9 protein-coding genes are annotated in these 14,050 nt (G+C 62.2%); 5 read left to right on the top strand and 4 right to left on the bottom strand.

Going from position 1 to position 14,050, the window contains the following annotated elements; all coding sequences use genetic code 11:
* Positions 1 to 11: 11 nt before the first annotated feature.
* Both ccoG and J3P85_RS10345 read right to left on the bottom strand, forming a co-directional pair.
* Positions 12 to 1,424 (bottom strand): cytochrome c oxidase accessory protein CcoG, encoded by a 1,413-nt coding sequence (gene ccoG, locus J3P85_RS10340; RefSeq protein ID WP_434705712.1) that lies wholly within the window; start codon positions 1,422 to 1,424, stop codon positions 12 to 14.
* Between the two features lie 420 nt (positions 1,425 to 1,844).
* Positions 1,845 to 2,081 (bottom strand): DUF3203 family protein, encoded by a 237-nt coding sequence (locus J3P85_RS10345; RefSeq protein ID WP_411385090.1) that lies wholly within the window; start codon positions 2,079 to 2,081, stop codon positions 1,845 to 1,847.
* A gap of 135 nt (positions 2,082 to 2,216) precedes the next feature.
* Between J3P85_RS10345 and J3P85_RS10350 the strand changes: the two genes are divergently transcribed.
* Entirely contained in the window at positions 2,217 to 2,717 is a 501-nt protein-coding gene (locus tag J3P85_RS10350) for an MgtC/SapB family protein (RefSeq protein WP_186708554.1), read from the top strand.
* A gap of 136 nt (positions 2,718 to 2,853) precedes the next feature.
* On the opposite strand, the gene J3P85_RS10355 is transcribed toward J3P85_RS10350, so the two are convergent.
* A complete protein-coding gene (locus tag J3P85_RS10355; RefSeq protein WP_411385089.1) occupies positions 2,854 to 3,018 on the bottom strand; it encodes a hypothetical protein in 165 nt (54 codons plus the stop codon).
* A 212-nt stretch (positions 3,019 to 3,230) separates the two neighbouring features.
* On the opposite strand from J3P85_RS10355, the gene J3P85_RS10360 reads away from it, so the two are divergent.
* The 3 genes from J3P85_RS10360 to glgB all read left to right on the top strand — a co-directional run bounded on the left by J3P85_RS10360 (position 3,231) and on the right by glgB (position 11,029).
* Positions 3,231 to 5,228: an alpha-1,4-glucan--maltose-1-phosphate maltosyltransferase gene (locus J3P85_RS10360; protein WP_434705713.1), complete on the top strand. Its 1,998-nt coding sequence runs from the start codon at positions 3,231 to 3,233 to the stop codon at positions 5,226 to 5,228.
* A gap of 210 nt (positions 5,229 to 5,438) precedes the next feature.
* Entirely contained in the window at positions 5,439 to 8,783 is a 3,345-nt protein-coding gene (gene treS, locus J3P85_RS10365; RefSeq protein ID WP_434705714.1) for a maltose alpha-D-glucosyltransferase, read from the top strand.
* A gap of 11 nt (positions 8,784 to 8,794) precedes the next feature.
* A complete protein-coding gene (gene glgB / locus J3P85_RS10370; protein ID WP_434705716.1) occupies positions 8,795 to 11,029 on the top strand; it encodes a 1,4-alpha-glucan branching protein GlgB in 2,235 nt (744 codons plus the stop codon).
* A 354-nt stretch (positions 11,030 to 11,383) separates the two neighbouring features.
* Here the strand turns inward: glgB and gudD are convergent, their stop codons facing one another.
* A complete protein-coding gene (gene gudD, locus J3P85_RS10375; RefSeq protein WP_186708585.1) occupies positions 11,384 to 12,727 on the bottom strand; it encodes a glucarate dehydratase in 1,344 nt (447 codons plus the stop codon).
* A 300-nt stretch (positions 12,728 to 13,027) separates the two neighbouring features.
* Here gudD and J3P85_RS10380 point away from each other — a divergent pair, with 300 nt between their 5' ends.
* Positions 13,028 to 13,741: a FadR/GntR family transcriptional regulator gene (locus tag J3P85_RS10380; protein WP_434705717.1), complete on the top strand. Its 714-nt coding sequence runs from the start codon at positions 13,028 to 13,030 to the stop codon at positions 13,739 to 13,741.
* Positions 13,742 to 14,050: the final 309 nt, after the last annotated feature.

A 14,050-nucleotide genomic window follows, 5' to 3' on the forward strand; every position in this document is an offset into this window, starting at 1 on the left:
ATCTTAAAGCTTCACCGATTCATCGGTGCGACAAAACGGCTCTTGGCCACGCTGTAGATGCCCGGCTCGTCACTGTCGGCGACCTTGAAGGTCATTTCCAGGGAACCTTTGCCGGGCCGTTCGCTGAGCATCGCCACTGACACCGGCACATCGACGATTTCCCCCGGGGCCAGGCTCAACCGGGTCTTGCCCTGCAGGACGAAGCCGTCGCCGTCCACCAGGGACAGCTGATAGGCCTGGCGCTGCTGGGTCTTGTTGATGATTTTCAGGCTGTAGATATTCTCGATCTGGCCGGCGCTGTTTTCCCGGAACAGGCCGCGGTCCTTGCTGACGTCCAGCGACACCATGGGCCGTTGCACCAGCGCCACGGCCAGCGCGCCGATCATCACCAGGAGCACGGCGGTATAGCCGATCAGTCGCGGGCGCAGCAGATGAGTCTTGCCCCCCTGCAATTGATGTTCGGAGGTGTATTTGATCAGGCCACGGGCGTAACCCATCTTATCCATGATCGAGTCGCAGGCATCGATGCAGGCCGCGCAGCCAATGCATTCCATCTGCAAGCCGTCGCGGATGTCGATGCCGGTGGGGCAGACCTGCACGCACATCTGGCAGTCGATGCAATCGCCCAGGCCAATATTGGCCGGATTCACCTCGCGTTTGCGCGGGCCGCGGATTTCGCCGCGGGCCGTGTCGTAGGAAATAGTCAAGGTGTCCTTGTCGAACATCACGCTCTGAAAGCGTGCATAAGGGCACATGTGCATGCACACCGCCTCACGCAGCCAACCGGCGTTGAGGTAGGTGGCGACGGTAAAGAACAGCACCCAGAACAAGCTCACGCCAGCCATTTGCAGGGTCAGCAGTTCCTCGGCCAAGGGGCGGATCGGCGTGAAGTAGCCCACGAACGTCAGGCCGGTGAGCAGGCTGATGGTCAGCCACAAGGTGTGCTTGGCGCTGCGGCGCAACAGTTTGTTCAGGCCCCACGGCGCCGCTTGCAGTTTGATCCGCCGGTTGCGTTCGCCTTCGGTGATTTTCTCGCACCACATGAACAGCCAGGTCCAGGAACTCTGTGGGCAGGTGTAGCCGCACCACACGCGACCGGCAAACACGGTGATCGCGAACAGGCCGAAGGCAGCGATGATCAACAGGGCCGAGAGCAGGATGAAATCCTGGGGCCAGAAGGTCGCGCCGAAGATATGGAATTTGCTTTCGGAAAGGTCCCAGAGCACCGCCTGGCGGCCGCCCCAGTTCAACCACACCGTGCCGAAGAACAGCAGGAACAGAACCCCCGCACCGCTGATGCGCAAGGTGCGGAACAAGCCGGTGAAGCTGCGGGTGTGGATCAGGGCGTCGGTGGTCCTGGCCTTGATCTTGGTTGGCGCAGGTTCGAACGTCTGTATCAACTGGACGGGGATTCTATCGCTCATGGTCGGTCGCTCATCAGCCTCTATCTGGCCGGCGCACTATGACCATGGAACTGTTTGCATAACAGACTCAGGTGTTTCGATAAAAACCGGATCAGATGCCGCGAAACCCAGGCGCTGCGACACTTTGATGCACCCGAGGACAAGCGAACAACACCTTATGACTGATGTGTCCGCAGCTGGGACAGTTGGGAGAACCACATCTTCTGGCTGATAAACCGGTGGTTGGGCGAATAACACTTTGTGGCGAGGGAGCTTGCTCCCGCTGGGTTGCGAAGCGACCCCAAGAGTCGCAACGTGGTCGTCCTGATACACCGGTCGCGATGTGTTGGGGCTGCTTCGCAGCCCAGCGGGAGCAAGCTCCCTCGCCACAAGGGCTACATTGCTCTGGCCACTGGGATTTTATTGCTCTGGTAGATGGGCTCAGATCGCCGAGCCGCTGTCCGTGGCCTTGAGGTGCTTGCGCTCATCGACCGCACCGGCCACGGTCAGGGCATCGGCTTCAGCCTCGGTGATGTAGACCCGGTCGCCATTGAGTTCCACGACCGACATGGCTTTGTCCGGGTCGGTGATGATGGTCAGCTCGCTGGCGGGGCGCTGTTCGGTGCCGTTGGGGGTTTCGAAATGGCAGGTCTGGTTGTCATCGATACGGACAGTCATGGCGTTCCTCCTTCTGGGATCCTGAATGTTAGGTCCCTCGGCCAAGCCAGGGTTCGTCGCGGCTGATCAGCGGTCGGGTGCACCTCTGGCTTCGCTTGCGGTCCATCGTTTATCCAACGCAAAAGAGGACTGTCAATGAACGCCTGGTGGCATGAAGTCTGGATAACCTTGCAGGCGGAATTCGCCGACATCACCGATGCCCAGCAGATGACCCGGGTCACGGTGCGGCTGGTCATGGCCGCGCTGCTGGGTGGCATCCTGGGTTTCGAGCGCGAACACAAGGGCAAGGCGGCCGGTGTGCGGACCCACATGCTCGTGGCCCTGGGGGCGGCGCTGTTCGTCCTGGTGCCACAGATGTCCGGGTCCCAGGCCGATGCCATGAGCCGGGTGATACAGGGTGTGGTCGCCGGCATCGGTTTTCTCGGTGCTGGCACCATCCTGAAAAACAACGACGGCGACGAAAGCCACGTCAAGGGCCTGACCACGGCGGCCGGCCTCTGGATGACAGCCGCCATCGGCGTTGCGGCTGGGCTGGGGCGGGAAGCCACGGCAGTCCTCAGCACAGTGCTGGCCCTGGCGATCTTCAGTGTGATGCCGATGATCGTCCGGGCGCTGGAGAAGGACGACAAGCTGTGACACGAGAACCAGCCTGAACACGCAACCCTGTGGGAGCGAGCTTGCTCGCGATGGCGGAGCCTCAGCCAGCCACTATGCTGATTGACACTCCGCTATCGCGAGCAAGCTCGCTCCCACAGGGTACTGCCGCCATGAATCAAACCCGCTCCGGCGGCTTCTCGCTGGGCGGGTCACCCTTGGGCGGCTGCGGGTCCAGCGGCGGGTCTTTCTCGGGAATCGGCTCGGGATCAGGGCTGGGCGGGGGCAAGTTGGGGTCGTCGATGTTCGGATCGGGTGTTTCGGCCGGGATGGGAATATTCATCGGGACGGGTCTCCGTAACGCACATGGCTTGAGTCGTGCTTATGGTTGTTGACCACCCAGCGCCGGGTTTGATCCCGGATGCATCCCGGGGGCAAATCCCGCTGAACTTTTAGCCGTCGTTCCGGTTCGGAGTTTAAGTGAGTTTTTTCAGGGACCCGTTGGGCCTTTACCGCCACAAGCGCGTCCATGGGGCGTAAAAGGAGCGATGCTCGATGACTGCCGAACACCCGTCTGACCTGGCCTACAACCCGCATTTGCCGTTGTCTCAGGCCTTGTTGTTGCCGCGTATCGCGATTGAAAACACCATGCCAGTGATCGACGGCGGGCAATTCGCCGCCAAGGCCGTGGCCGGGCAGGACGTGACGGTGACCAGCAAAGTATTCGCCGACGGTCACGACAAGCTGGCGGTGCGCATTCGCTGGCGCTCGCTTCAGGATGACGTATGGAACAGCGAGGTCATGAGCGACTTGGGCAATAACGGCTGGCGCGGCCAGTTCACCGTGCCGGAGCAAGGCCGCTATGTGTTCTGCATCGAGGCCTGGATCGACCAGTTCGCCAGTTTCCGCTACGAGCTGGAGAAGAAGTTCGCTGCCGGGGTGCCCATCAGCCTGGAATTGCAGGAAGGGCGCAACCAAGTGCACATGGCGGCCGAGCGCAGCAGCGGTGAACTGAGCGAGCAACTGGCGGCCTTGCACCACGAACTCTCCGGCCTGTTGCCGAACGAACAGGTGGCGCTGTTCCTGGCCCCACGCAGTGCCGACCTGATGTCCCTGGCCGATCATCGACCCTACTTGAGCATCAGCCCCGAATACCCGTTGGATGTGGAGCGAAAACTGGCCGAGTTTGCCAGCTGGTATGAACTGTTTCCCCGTTCGATCACCGACGATCCCCAGCGCCACGGCACCTTCAACGACGTGCATTCGCGCTTGGCGGTAATCCAGGACATGGGCTTCGATGTGCTGTACTTCCCGCCAATCCACCCCATCGGCCGCAGTTTCCGTAAAGGCCCGAACAATTCCCTCACCGCCGGCCCCGACGATCCGGGCAGTCCTTATGCCATCGGCAGCGAGGAGGGCGGGCACGAGGCCATTCATCCGCAATTGGGCAGCCGCGAGGACTTCCGGCGCCTGGTGGCGGCGGCGGCTGAGCACGGCCTGGAGATCGCCCTCGACTTCGCCATCCAGTGTTCCCAGGACCACCCCTGGCTCAAGCAGCATCCCGGCTGGTTCAGCTGGCGGCCGGACGGCACGATCAAATATGCGGAAAACCCGCCGAAGAAATACCAGGACATCGTCAACGTCGATTTCTACGCGGCCGATGCGATCCCCAGCCTGTGGGAAGAACTGCGGGACATCGTGGTGGGCTGGGTCCAGGAAGGCGTGAAGATCTTCCGGGTCGACAACCCGCACACCAAGCCTCTTCCGTTCTGGCAATGGCTGATCGCCGATGTCCGGGCCCAATACCCTGAGGTGATCTTCCTGGCTGAAGCGTTCACCACGCCGGCGATGATGGCGCGCCTGGGCAAGGTCGGGTATTCCCAGAGCTACACCTATTTCACTTGGCGCAATACCAAGGCCGAACTGGCGACCTACTTCAGCGAGCTCAACGAGTCGCCGTTGCGCGAGTGCTACCGGCCGAATTTCTTCGTGAATACACCAGACATCAACCCGGCCTTCCTCCATGAGTCGGGGCGCCCGGGCTTCTTGATCCGCGCGGCGCTGGCGACCATGGGCTCAGGCCTGTGGGGCATGTATTCGGGCTTCGAACTGTGCGAATCGGCCCCGGTACCGGGCAAAGAGGAATACCTCGACTCGGAGAAGTACGAGATCCGCCCCCGGGACTTTACCGCGCCGGGCAACATCATTGCCGAGATCGCCCAGCTCAACCGCATCCGCCGGCAGAACCCGGCGCTGCATACCCATCTGGGCCTGAAAATCTACAACGCCTGGAACGACAACATTCTCTATTTCGGCAAGCGCACGGCCGATGGCAGCAATTTCATCCTGGTGGCGGTGAGCCTCGACCCGCACAACCCACAGGAAGCCAATTTCGAATTGCCGCTGTGGGAAATGGGCCTGCCCGACGACGCCCAGACCCAGGGCGAGGACCTGATGAACGGACACCGCTGGACCTGGTACGGCAAGTACCAGTTCATGCGGATCGACCCGGCGTACCAGCCGTTCGGGATTTGGCGGATCAGCGTGGCGTGATGCAGCGCGATGTCGAGTGAGGGCTGTTGTGGCGAGGGAGCTTGCTCCCGCTGGGCGCGAAGCGGCCCCTTGAAATCACGACTGCTTCGCAGCCGAGCGGGAGCAAGCTCCCTCGCCACAAAAGACCTCATCACAGAACAAGGCGTCGCCGCATAACAAGACCCCACAAGCCTGTCTCCCGCGGCTTTAATGAATTATCAGGAGTTGCACATGGCGAAGAAACCCCGGTCTGCCACCTTCATCAAGGATCCGCTCTGGTACAAGGATGCGGTGATTTATCAGGTTCACGTTAAATCCTATTACGACTCCAATAACGACGGGATCGGCGACTTTCCCGGCCTGATCGAAAAACTCGACTACATCGCCGACTTGGGCGTCAACACCATCTGGCTGCTGCCGTTCTATCCTTCCCCCCGGCGCGACGACGGTTATGACATCGCCGAATACCGCGGCGTCAGCGCCGACTACGGCACCATGGCCGATGCCCGGCGGTTCATTGCCGAAGCCCACAAACGCAACCTGCGGGTGATCACCGAGTTGGTCATCAACCACACCTCCGACCAACACCCCTGGTTCCAGCGAGCGCGCAAAGCCAAGAAAGGTTCGAAGGCGCGGGACTTCTACGTCTGGTCCGATGACGACCACAAGTACGACGGCACGCGCATCATCTTCCTCGACACCGAGAAGTCCAACTGGACCTGGGACCCGGTGGCGGGCCAGTACTTCTGGCACCGTTTCTACTCTCACCAACCCGACCTCAACTTCGACAACCCGCAGGTCATCAAGGCCGTGTTGTCGGTGATGCGCTACTGGCTGGACATGGGCATCGACGGCCTGCGCCTGGATGCCATCCCGTACCTGATCGAGCGCGACGGCACCAATAACGAAAACCTGCCCGAGACCCATGATGTCCTGAAGCTGATCCGCGCCGAGATCGACGCCAACTACCCCGACCGCATGTTGCTGGCCGAGGCCAACCAATGGCCGGAAGACACCCAGTTGTACTTCGGCGATGTCGACGCCCAAGGGCTGAACGGTGACGAATGCCACATGGCTTTCCACTTCCCGCTGATGCCACGCATGTACATGGCCCTGGCCCAGGAAGATCGTTTCCCCATCACCGACATTTTGCGCCAGACCCCGGAGATTCCCGCCAATTGCCAGTGGGCTATTTTCCTGCGCAACCACGATGAGCTGACCCTGGAGATGGTCACCGACAAGGAGCGCGACTACCTGTGGAATTACTATGCGGCCGACCGTCGGGCGCGTATCAACCTGGGCATTCGCCGGCGCCTGGCGCCGCTGCTGGAGCGCGATCGTCGTCGTGTCGAGCTGCTCAACAGCCTGCTGCTGTCGATGCCCGGTACGCCGACGTTGTACTACGGCGATGAAATCGGCATGGGCGACAACATCTACCTGGGCGACCGCGATGGCGTGCGTACGCCGATGCAGTGGTCCATCGACCGCAACGGTGGTTTCTCCCGCGCCGACCCGGCCAGCCTGGTACTGCCGCCGATCATGGACCCGCTGTACGGCTACCAGTCGGTCAACGTCGAGACCCAGGCCGGCGACCCGCACTCGCTGCTCAACTGGAACCGCCGCATGCTGGCGGTGCGCAAGCAGTCCAAGGCCTTCGGCCGTGGCACGCTGAAGATGCTCTCGCCGAGCAACCGCCGGATCCTGGCCTATACCCGCGAATACACCGGGCCCGACGGCAAGCACGAAATCATCCTGTGCGTGGCCAACGTGTCCCGCAGCGCCCAGGCCGCCGAGCTGGACCTGTCGGCCTACGCCGGCATGGTCCCGGTGGAGATGCTCGGCGGCAATGCCTTCCCGCCCATCGGCCAGTTGAACTTCCTGTTGACCCTGGCGCCGTACGGCTTCTATTGGTTCGCCCTGGCGGCAGAAAACCAAATGCCGAGCTGGCACGTGGAACCGGCCCAGAGCCTGCCGGACTTCACCACGTTGGTGCTGAAAAAACGCTTGGAAGAATTGCTCGAAGCGCCATCGCGCACCACGTTGGAGCAAACCATCCTGCCGACCTGGTTGCAGAACCGGCGCTGGTTCGCCGGCAAGGACAGCGCGATCGAGAAGGTCGACATCGTCTATGGCGTGCGCTTCGGCGATCCACAGCATCCGGTGTTGCTCAGTGAAATCGATGTCACCAGTGGCGGCCAGACCCTGCGTTATCAACTGCCGTTCGGCCTGCTTGCCGAGGACCAGGTCGGCGCCGCATTGCCGCAGCAGCTGGCTTTGTCCCGGGTTCGTCGGGTGCGTCAGGTGGGCTTGATCACCGATGCCTTCAGCCTGGAAAGCTTCGTGCGCGCGGTGCTGCACAGCATGCAGGCCGCCACGGTGCTGCCGTTCGCCGAAGGTGAGTTGCGTTTCGAGCCGACCGAAGGCCTGGCCGCGTTGAACCTGGGAGACGAGCCGGAGGTGCGCTACCTGTCCGCCGAACAATCCAACAGTTCGGTGGTGGTGGGGGGCAGCCTCGTCCTCAAGCTGATCCGCAAGGTCGCCTCGGGTGTGCACCCGGAACTGGAAATGAGTGCCTACCTGACCGCAGCGGGGTTCAGCAACATTTCACCGCTGCTGGGTTCGGTGATTCGCCGCGACGCCCAAGGCGAAGATGCGCTGCTGATGATCGCTCAAGGCTACCTGAGCAACCAGGGCGACGCCTGGGAATGGACCCAGAACAACCTCGAACGCGCCTTGCGCGATGAGCTGGCGGACGCTGTGTCCGAGCAGGAGCAGCATTACAACGCCTTGGGCGAGCTGAAGGATTTCGCCGGGATGCTCGGCCAACGCCTGGGGGAAATGCACCAGGTATTGGCCCAGGCCACCGACGACCCGGACTTCGCACCGCAAACCACCAACGCCAAGGAAGCCCAGGCCATCGGCAAGGACGTGGCCGCCCAGGTGGAAAACGCCTTGCGCTTGCTCAAGCAGAACCAAGGCCAATTGAACCCCGCCGACCAGGCCATGGTCGCACGCTTGCTGGAGCACAAGAAAACCGTCCTGGCCCATGTCCAGGAACTGGCCGGCAAGGCCGCCGGTGGCTTGCGCATTCGCGTCCATGGCGACCTGCACCTGGGCCAAGTCCTGGTGATCAAGGGCGATGCTTACCTGATCGACTTCGAAGGTGAGCCGGCGCGGCCATTGCATGAGCGACGGGGCAAGCACAGCCCGTACAAGGATGTCAGTGGCGTGTTGCGTTCCTTCGATTATGCGGCGGCCATGGCGATTCATTTGCACACCGTCGACAGCACGGCAGATGCCGATGCGGCGCGGCAACGGGTCGCCGATCGTTATTTGAAAGAGGCTCGCCAGGCATTTGTCGAGGCATATCGGCTGGCGGCAGCTAGTCTTGCCCATGAGTGGAAGGATGCTGAAGGCGAAGACGCCGCGCTGGCGTTGTTCGGCCTGGAGAAGGCGGCCTATGAAGTGGCCTATGAAGCCGAGAATCGCCCCACCTGGCTGCCCGTGCCGCTGCACGGCCTGGTCGGGTTGTTGAAGGGGCTGCAACCCTTTTCCGACGTAGCCGGACCGATTTAGTGGAGAGAATCATGAGTGTCTCGAATAAAGAACCCCAGGGGCAGGCCAAAGAGTCCTTGTTGCCGGCGCCCCATGACATCGACGCGCTGGTGCGTGCCGAACATCACGACCCGTTTTCCATCCTTGGGCCCCATGGCGACGGCGCCGGCGGCCAGTTCATCCGTGCCTACCTGCCCGGTGCCCTGAGCGTACATGTGTTGGCCCGGGACAGCGGCGAAGAACTGGGTGAGCTGCAAGCCACCGAAACCCCGGGGCTGTTCGTCGGCCATTTCCCTCGCGCCCAGGCGTACTTGCTGCGCACCCGTTGGGCTGGCGGCGAGCAGGTTGCCGAAGACCCCTACAGCTTCGGCCCGTTGCTGGGGGAGATGGACCTTTATCTGTTCGCCGAGGGTAACCATCGTGATCTCAGCGCCTGCCTGGGGGCGCAGTTGAAGACCGTCGATGGCGTCGACGGCGTGCGCTTCGCGGTCTGGGCACCGAACGCGCGACGGGTGTCGGTGGTGGGGGACTTCAACGTCTGGGACGGCCGGCGGCATCCGATGCGCATCCGTTATCCATCCGGCGTATGGGAGATCTTCATCCCGAGGCTCGGTGCCGGCGAAGGCTACAAATATGAAATCCTCGGCGCCCACGGCATCCTGCCCCTCAAGGCCGACCCGGTGGCGCTGGCCACGCAGATGCCCCCGGACACCGCTTCCAAGGTCGCCTCGCCGCTGAACATCGAATGGCACGACGATGAGTGGATGCAAAGCCGTCGCGAACGCCAGCTACCGGGCGCGCCGTTGTCGATCTATGAATTGCACGCCGGCTCCTGGCAGTGCGAAATCGACGAGGCGGGGGAGGTGGCCCGGCAATACAACTGGCATGAAATGGCCGAGCGGCTGATTCCGTATGTCAAGGACCTGGGCTTCACCCACATCGAGCTGATGCCGATCATGGAGCACCCGTTCGGCGGTTCCTGGGGCTATCAGCCGTTGTCACAGTTCGCGCCGACGGCACGCTTTGGTTCGCCGGACGATTTCGCCGCGTTCGTCAACGCCTGCCACCAGGCCAATATCGGCGTCATCCTCGACTGGGTGCCGGCGCATTTCCCCACCGATACCCACGGCCTGGCCCAGTTCGACGGCACCGCTCTGTACGAATACGGCAACCCGCTGGAAGGCTTCCACCAGGATTGGGACACGCTGATCTACAACCTGGGCCGCACCGAAGTGCACGGCTTCATGCTGGCGTCGGCGTTGCACTGGCTCAAGCATTTCCACGTCGATGGCCTGCGGGTGGATGCCGTGGCCTCGATGTTGTACCGCGACTATTCGCGCAAGGCCGGTGAGTGGGTGCCCAACCGTCACGGCGGGCGGGAAAATCTCGAAGCCATCGATTTCCTGCGCCACCTCAACGACGTGGTGGCGCTGGAGACCCCTGGTGCCCTGGTCATCGCCGAAGAGTCCACCGCGTGGCCGGGCGTCAGCCAGAGCACCCAGCAGGGCGGCCTGGGTTTCGCCTACAAGTGGAACATGGGCTGGATGCACGATTCGCTGCACTACATCCAGCAAGACCCGGTGTACCGCGCCCATCACCACAACGAACTGAGCTTTGGCCTGGTGTATGCCTGGTCCGAGCGTTTCGTGTTGCCGATTTCCCACGACGAAGTGGTCCATGGCAAACGCTCGCTGATCGACAAGATGCCCGGTGACCGCTGGCAGAAGTTCGCCAACCTCAGGGCCTACCTGAGCTTCATGTGGGGCCATCCCGGCAAGAAATTGTTGTTCATGGGCTGTGAGTTCGGCCAATGGCGCGAGTGGAACCACGACCAGCAGTTGGATTGGTACCTGCTGCAATACCCGGAGCACCGGGGCGTGCAGAAGTTGGTGAGCGATCTGAACCGGCTGTACCGCGAAGAACCGGCGCTGCATGACCAGGATGACGCGCCCCAGGGTTTCCAATGGCTGATCGGTGACGATGCCCTCAACAGCGTCTACGCCTGGCTGCGCTGGAGCAAGGATGGCCGGCCGGTGCTGGTGGTGGCCAACTTCACCCCGGTGCCACGCGAGGCCTACCGGGTCGGCGTGCCGTTCGGCGGGCGCTGGGTCGAATTGCTCAATAGCGATGCCGACACCTACGCTGGTTCCAACTACGGCAACGGCGGCGGAGCCTCCACCGAAGAAGTGCCCAGCCATGGCCAGGCCTTGTCGCTGGAGCTCAACCTGCCGCCGTTGGCGGTGTTGATCCTGCGGCCGGAGGGTTAGATATGAATGCCAGAAGCTGAGCGGATAGCTGGCGCTGGTTAGGTGATGTTTGAGGGCGATGATGACTGTGGCGAGGGAGCTTGCTCCCGCTCGGTTGCGCAGCAACCGCCGGAAGGGGGCCGCTACGCAGCCCAGCGGGAGCAAGCTCCCTCGCCACAGGTGTTTGCGGCGGTCATGAAATCAAAGGCCACCCCAGATCCCAGTGTGGGAGTCATGAGTGGCCTCAAGCTCATGGGTACCATCGACCCGATGTGGGAGCGAGCTTGCTCGCGATAGCGAAGTGTCAGTCGACATCAATGCGACTGACCCACCGCCATCGCGAGCAAGCTCGCTCCCACAGGGAAGTTGATCGACTCAGCGAACCAGGCACGGTTGCTTGTTGTTGAACGTCCAGCCCGGAATCAGGAACTGCATCGCCACCGCATCGTCCCGCGCCCCTAGGCCCATGCCTTTGTACAGCTCATGGGCCTTGGCCAGTTGGTCGGTGTCCAACTCGATCCCCAGCCCCGGTTTTTTCGGCACCTGCACGCAACCGCCCTGGATCTGCAGCGGCGCCTTGGTCAACCGCTGGCCGTCCTGCCAGATCCAGTGGGTGTCGATGGCGGTGATGTCGCCCGGTGCCGCGGCGGCCACATGTGTGAACATCGCCAGGGAAATATCGAAGTGGTTGTTGGAATGCGAGCCCCAGGTCAGGCCCCATTCATTGCACATCTGCGCCACGCGCACGGAGCCCTGCATCGTCCAGAAATGCGGGTCGGCCAGGGGAATGTCCACGGACTGCAAGGTGATGGCGTGGCCCATTTCGCGCCAGTCGGTGGCGATCATGTTGGTGGCGGTCTTCAGGCCCGTGGCGCGGCGGAATTCAGCCATGACCTCGCGCCCGGAATAGCCGTTCTCGGCACCGCAAGGGTCTTCGGCATAGGCCAGCACTTTGTGCTGGTCGCGGCACAAACGGATCGCCTCCTTGAGTGACCAGGCGCCGTTCGGGTCCAGGGTGATGCGCGCCTGTGGAAAACGCTCGGCCAGGGCCGTAACCGCTTCGATTTCTGCGTCGCCTTGGAGCACGCCGCCCTTGAGCTTGAAGTCCTGGAAACCATAACGAGCCTGGGCCGCTTCGGCCAGGCGCACCACGGCGTCGGCATCCAGGGCTTTTTCGTGGCGAACGCGGAACCAGTCGTTGTCGGCGTCCGGTTCGCTGCGATAGGCCAGGTCGGTCTGCTGGCGGTCGCCAACGTAAAACAGATAGCCGAGCATCTTCACTTCATCACGCTGCTGGCCTTCGCCGAGCAGGGCGGCGACCGGTACGTCCAGGTGTTGGCCGAGCAGGTCCAGCAAGGCCGCTTCCAGGCCGGTAACCGCATGGATGGTGATGCGCAGGTCGAAGGTCTGCAGGCCACGGCCGCCGGCATCGCGGTCGGCGAAGGCATGGCGCACGGTGTTGAGGATCTTCTGGTACGTCCCGATAGGGCTGCCGACCACCAGCGAACGGGCGTCCTCGAGGGTCTGGCGAATGCGCTCGCCGCCGGGCACTTCGCCCACGCCGGTGTGACCGGCGTTGTCCTTGAGAATGACGATGTTGCGGGTGAAGAACGGACCGTGGGCGCCGCTGAGGTTCAGCAACATGCCGTCGTGGCCGGCCACGGGTACGACCTGCATGCTGGTAATGATCGGGGCTTTGGTGGCTTCTTGAATCTGCATGTCTTTCCCACTCGTTGTTTTTATGGGGCATCGCGACGGGGCGATGTTGATAGACATCATACAACTTGATTTTTTTGTCTTACAAGTGAGCTTTGTCGATTTTTGAATATGATCACTTGAAAATATCCCTGAGCTCCTTTGTTTGTTGGGGTTGGTAAAAAACGAAAAAATTCAGACAGGGTGGCGTTTGTACTGGCGCAACCCTGTCTGGGCTGCGATGATCTAGCTTGTCATACAAGTTCAGGGCGCGACGAGGTTTCATCCGACGATCAGCCTGCCCGTATCAAGGAACAACGGTTCATGCCGCCAGACACCCACGTCCCCCTGCGCAAGCGCACCCACAACCTGGCCCATGACCTGGTGGCGAAGCTGAGCCAGAGTATCCTGCTGGGGCAGTTGAAACCGGGCGAGAAGTTGCCGTCGGAAGGTGCCATCGTGCAGGCCCATGGCGTCAGTCGTACGGTGGTGCGCGAGGCGATTTCCAAGTTGCAGGCCTCGGGGCTGGTGGAGACTCGCCACGGCATCGGCACGTTTGTGCTGGCGCAAACCGGCGAGCAGGGGCTGCGGCTGAATGTCGACACCGCTGCGGGGGTGCGGGCAATGCTGGAACTTCGTCTGGGCCTGGAAACCCAGGCCGTTGCCTTGGCGGCCCAGCGTCGCAGCGAACACCAACTGCAGCAGATGCGCCAGGCGTTGGATGATTACCAGCGGTTGTCCAACAACAACGACAGCTGTGCCGAAGCTGACCGGCGTTTCCATCTGCTCATCGCCGAAGCGACGGACAACGCCTGTTTTGTCGAGATCATGCAGCACCTGGGCAACGCGATGATTCCCAGGACCCGTGTGAACGTGGCCGAGCGCGGCCAGGCGGATCTGAGCAAGCTGGCGCAGTTTGCCAGCCTTGAGCATGAGGCGATCTTCAACGCCATCAAGCGCCAGGACCCGGACGCCGCCCGCGCCGCCATGTGGCTGCACCTGACCAACAGTCGTGACCGGTTTGGCGCGGGGGCCTGACGGCTCATCGTCGCCTGGCCCACCGCCATCGCGAGCAAGCTCGCTCCCACAAGGGATCAGCGGTGGATGCCGATTTCTTGAACGCCTCGGAACCCTGTGGGAGCGGGCTTGCTCGCGAAGATGGCGGTACAGTCAATATCTTTACCAACTGACCCACCGCTTTCGCGAGCAAGCCCGCTCCCACAGGGTTTTTGGTGTATGCAATATTTGCGAACACCTCGGACAAACGGTGGGAGCGAGCTTGCTCGCGATGGCGCCGGCACAGCCAACATCGCTACTAACTGACCCACCGCTTCCCACAGGAGGCAT

Source organism: Pseudomonas sp. Z1-12, assembly GCF_051132015.1.
GTDB classification, from domain to species: Bacteria; Pseudomonadota; Gammaproteobacteria; order Pseudomonadales; family Pseudomonadaceae; genus Aquipseudomonas; species Aquipseudomonas zanjanensis.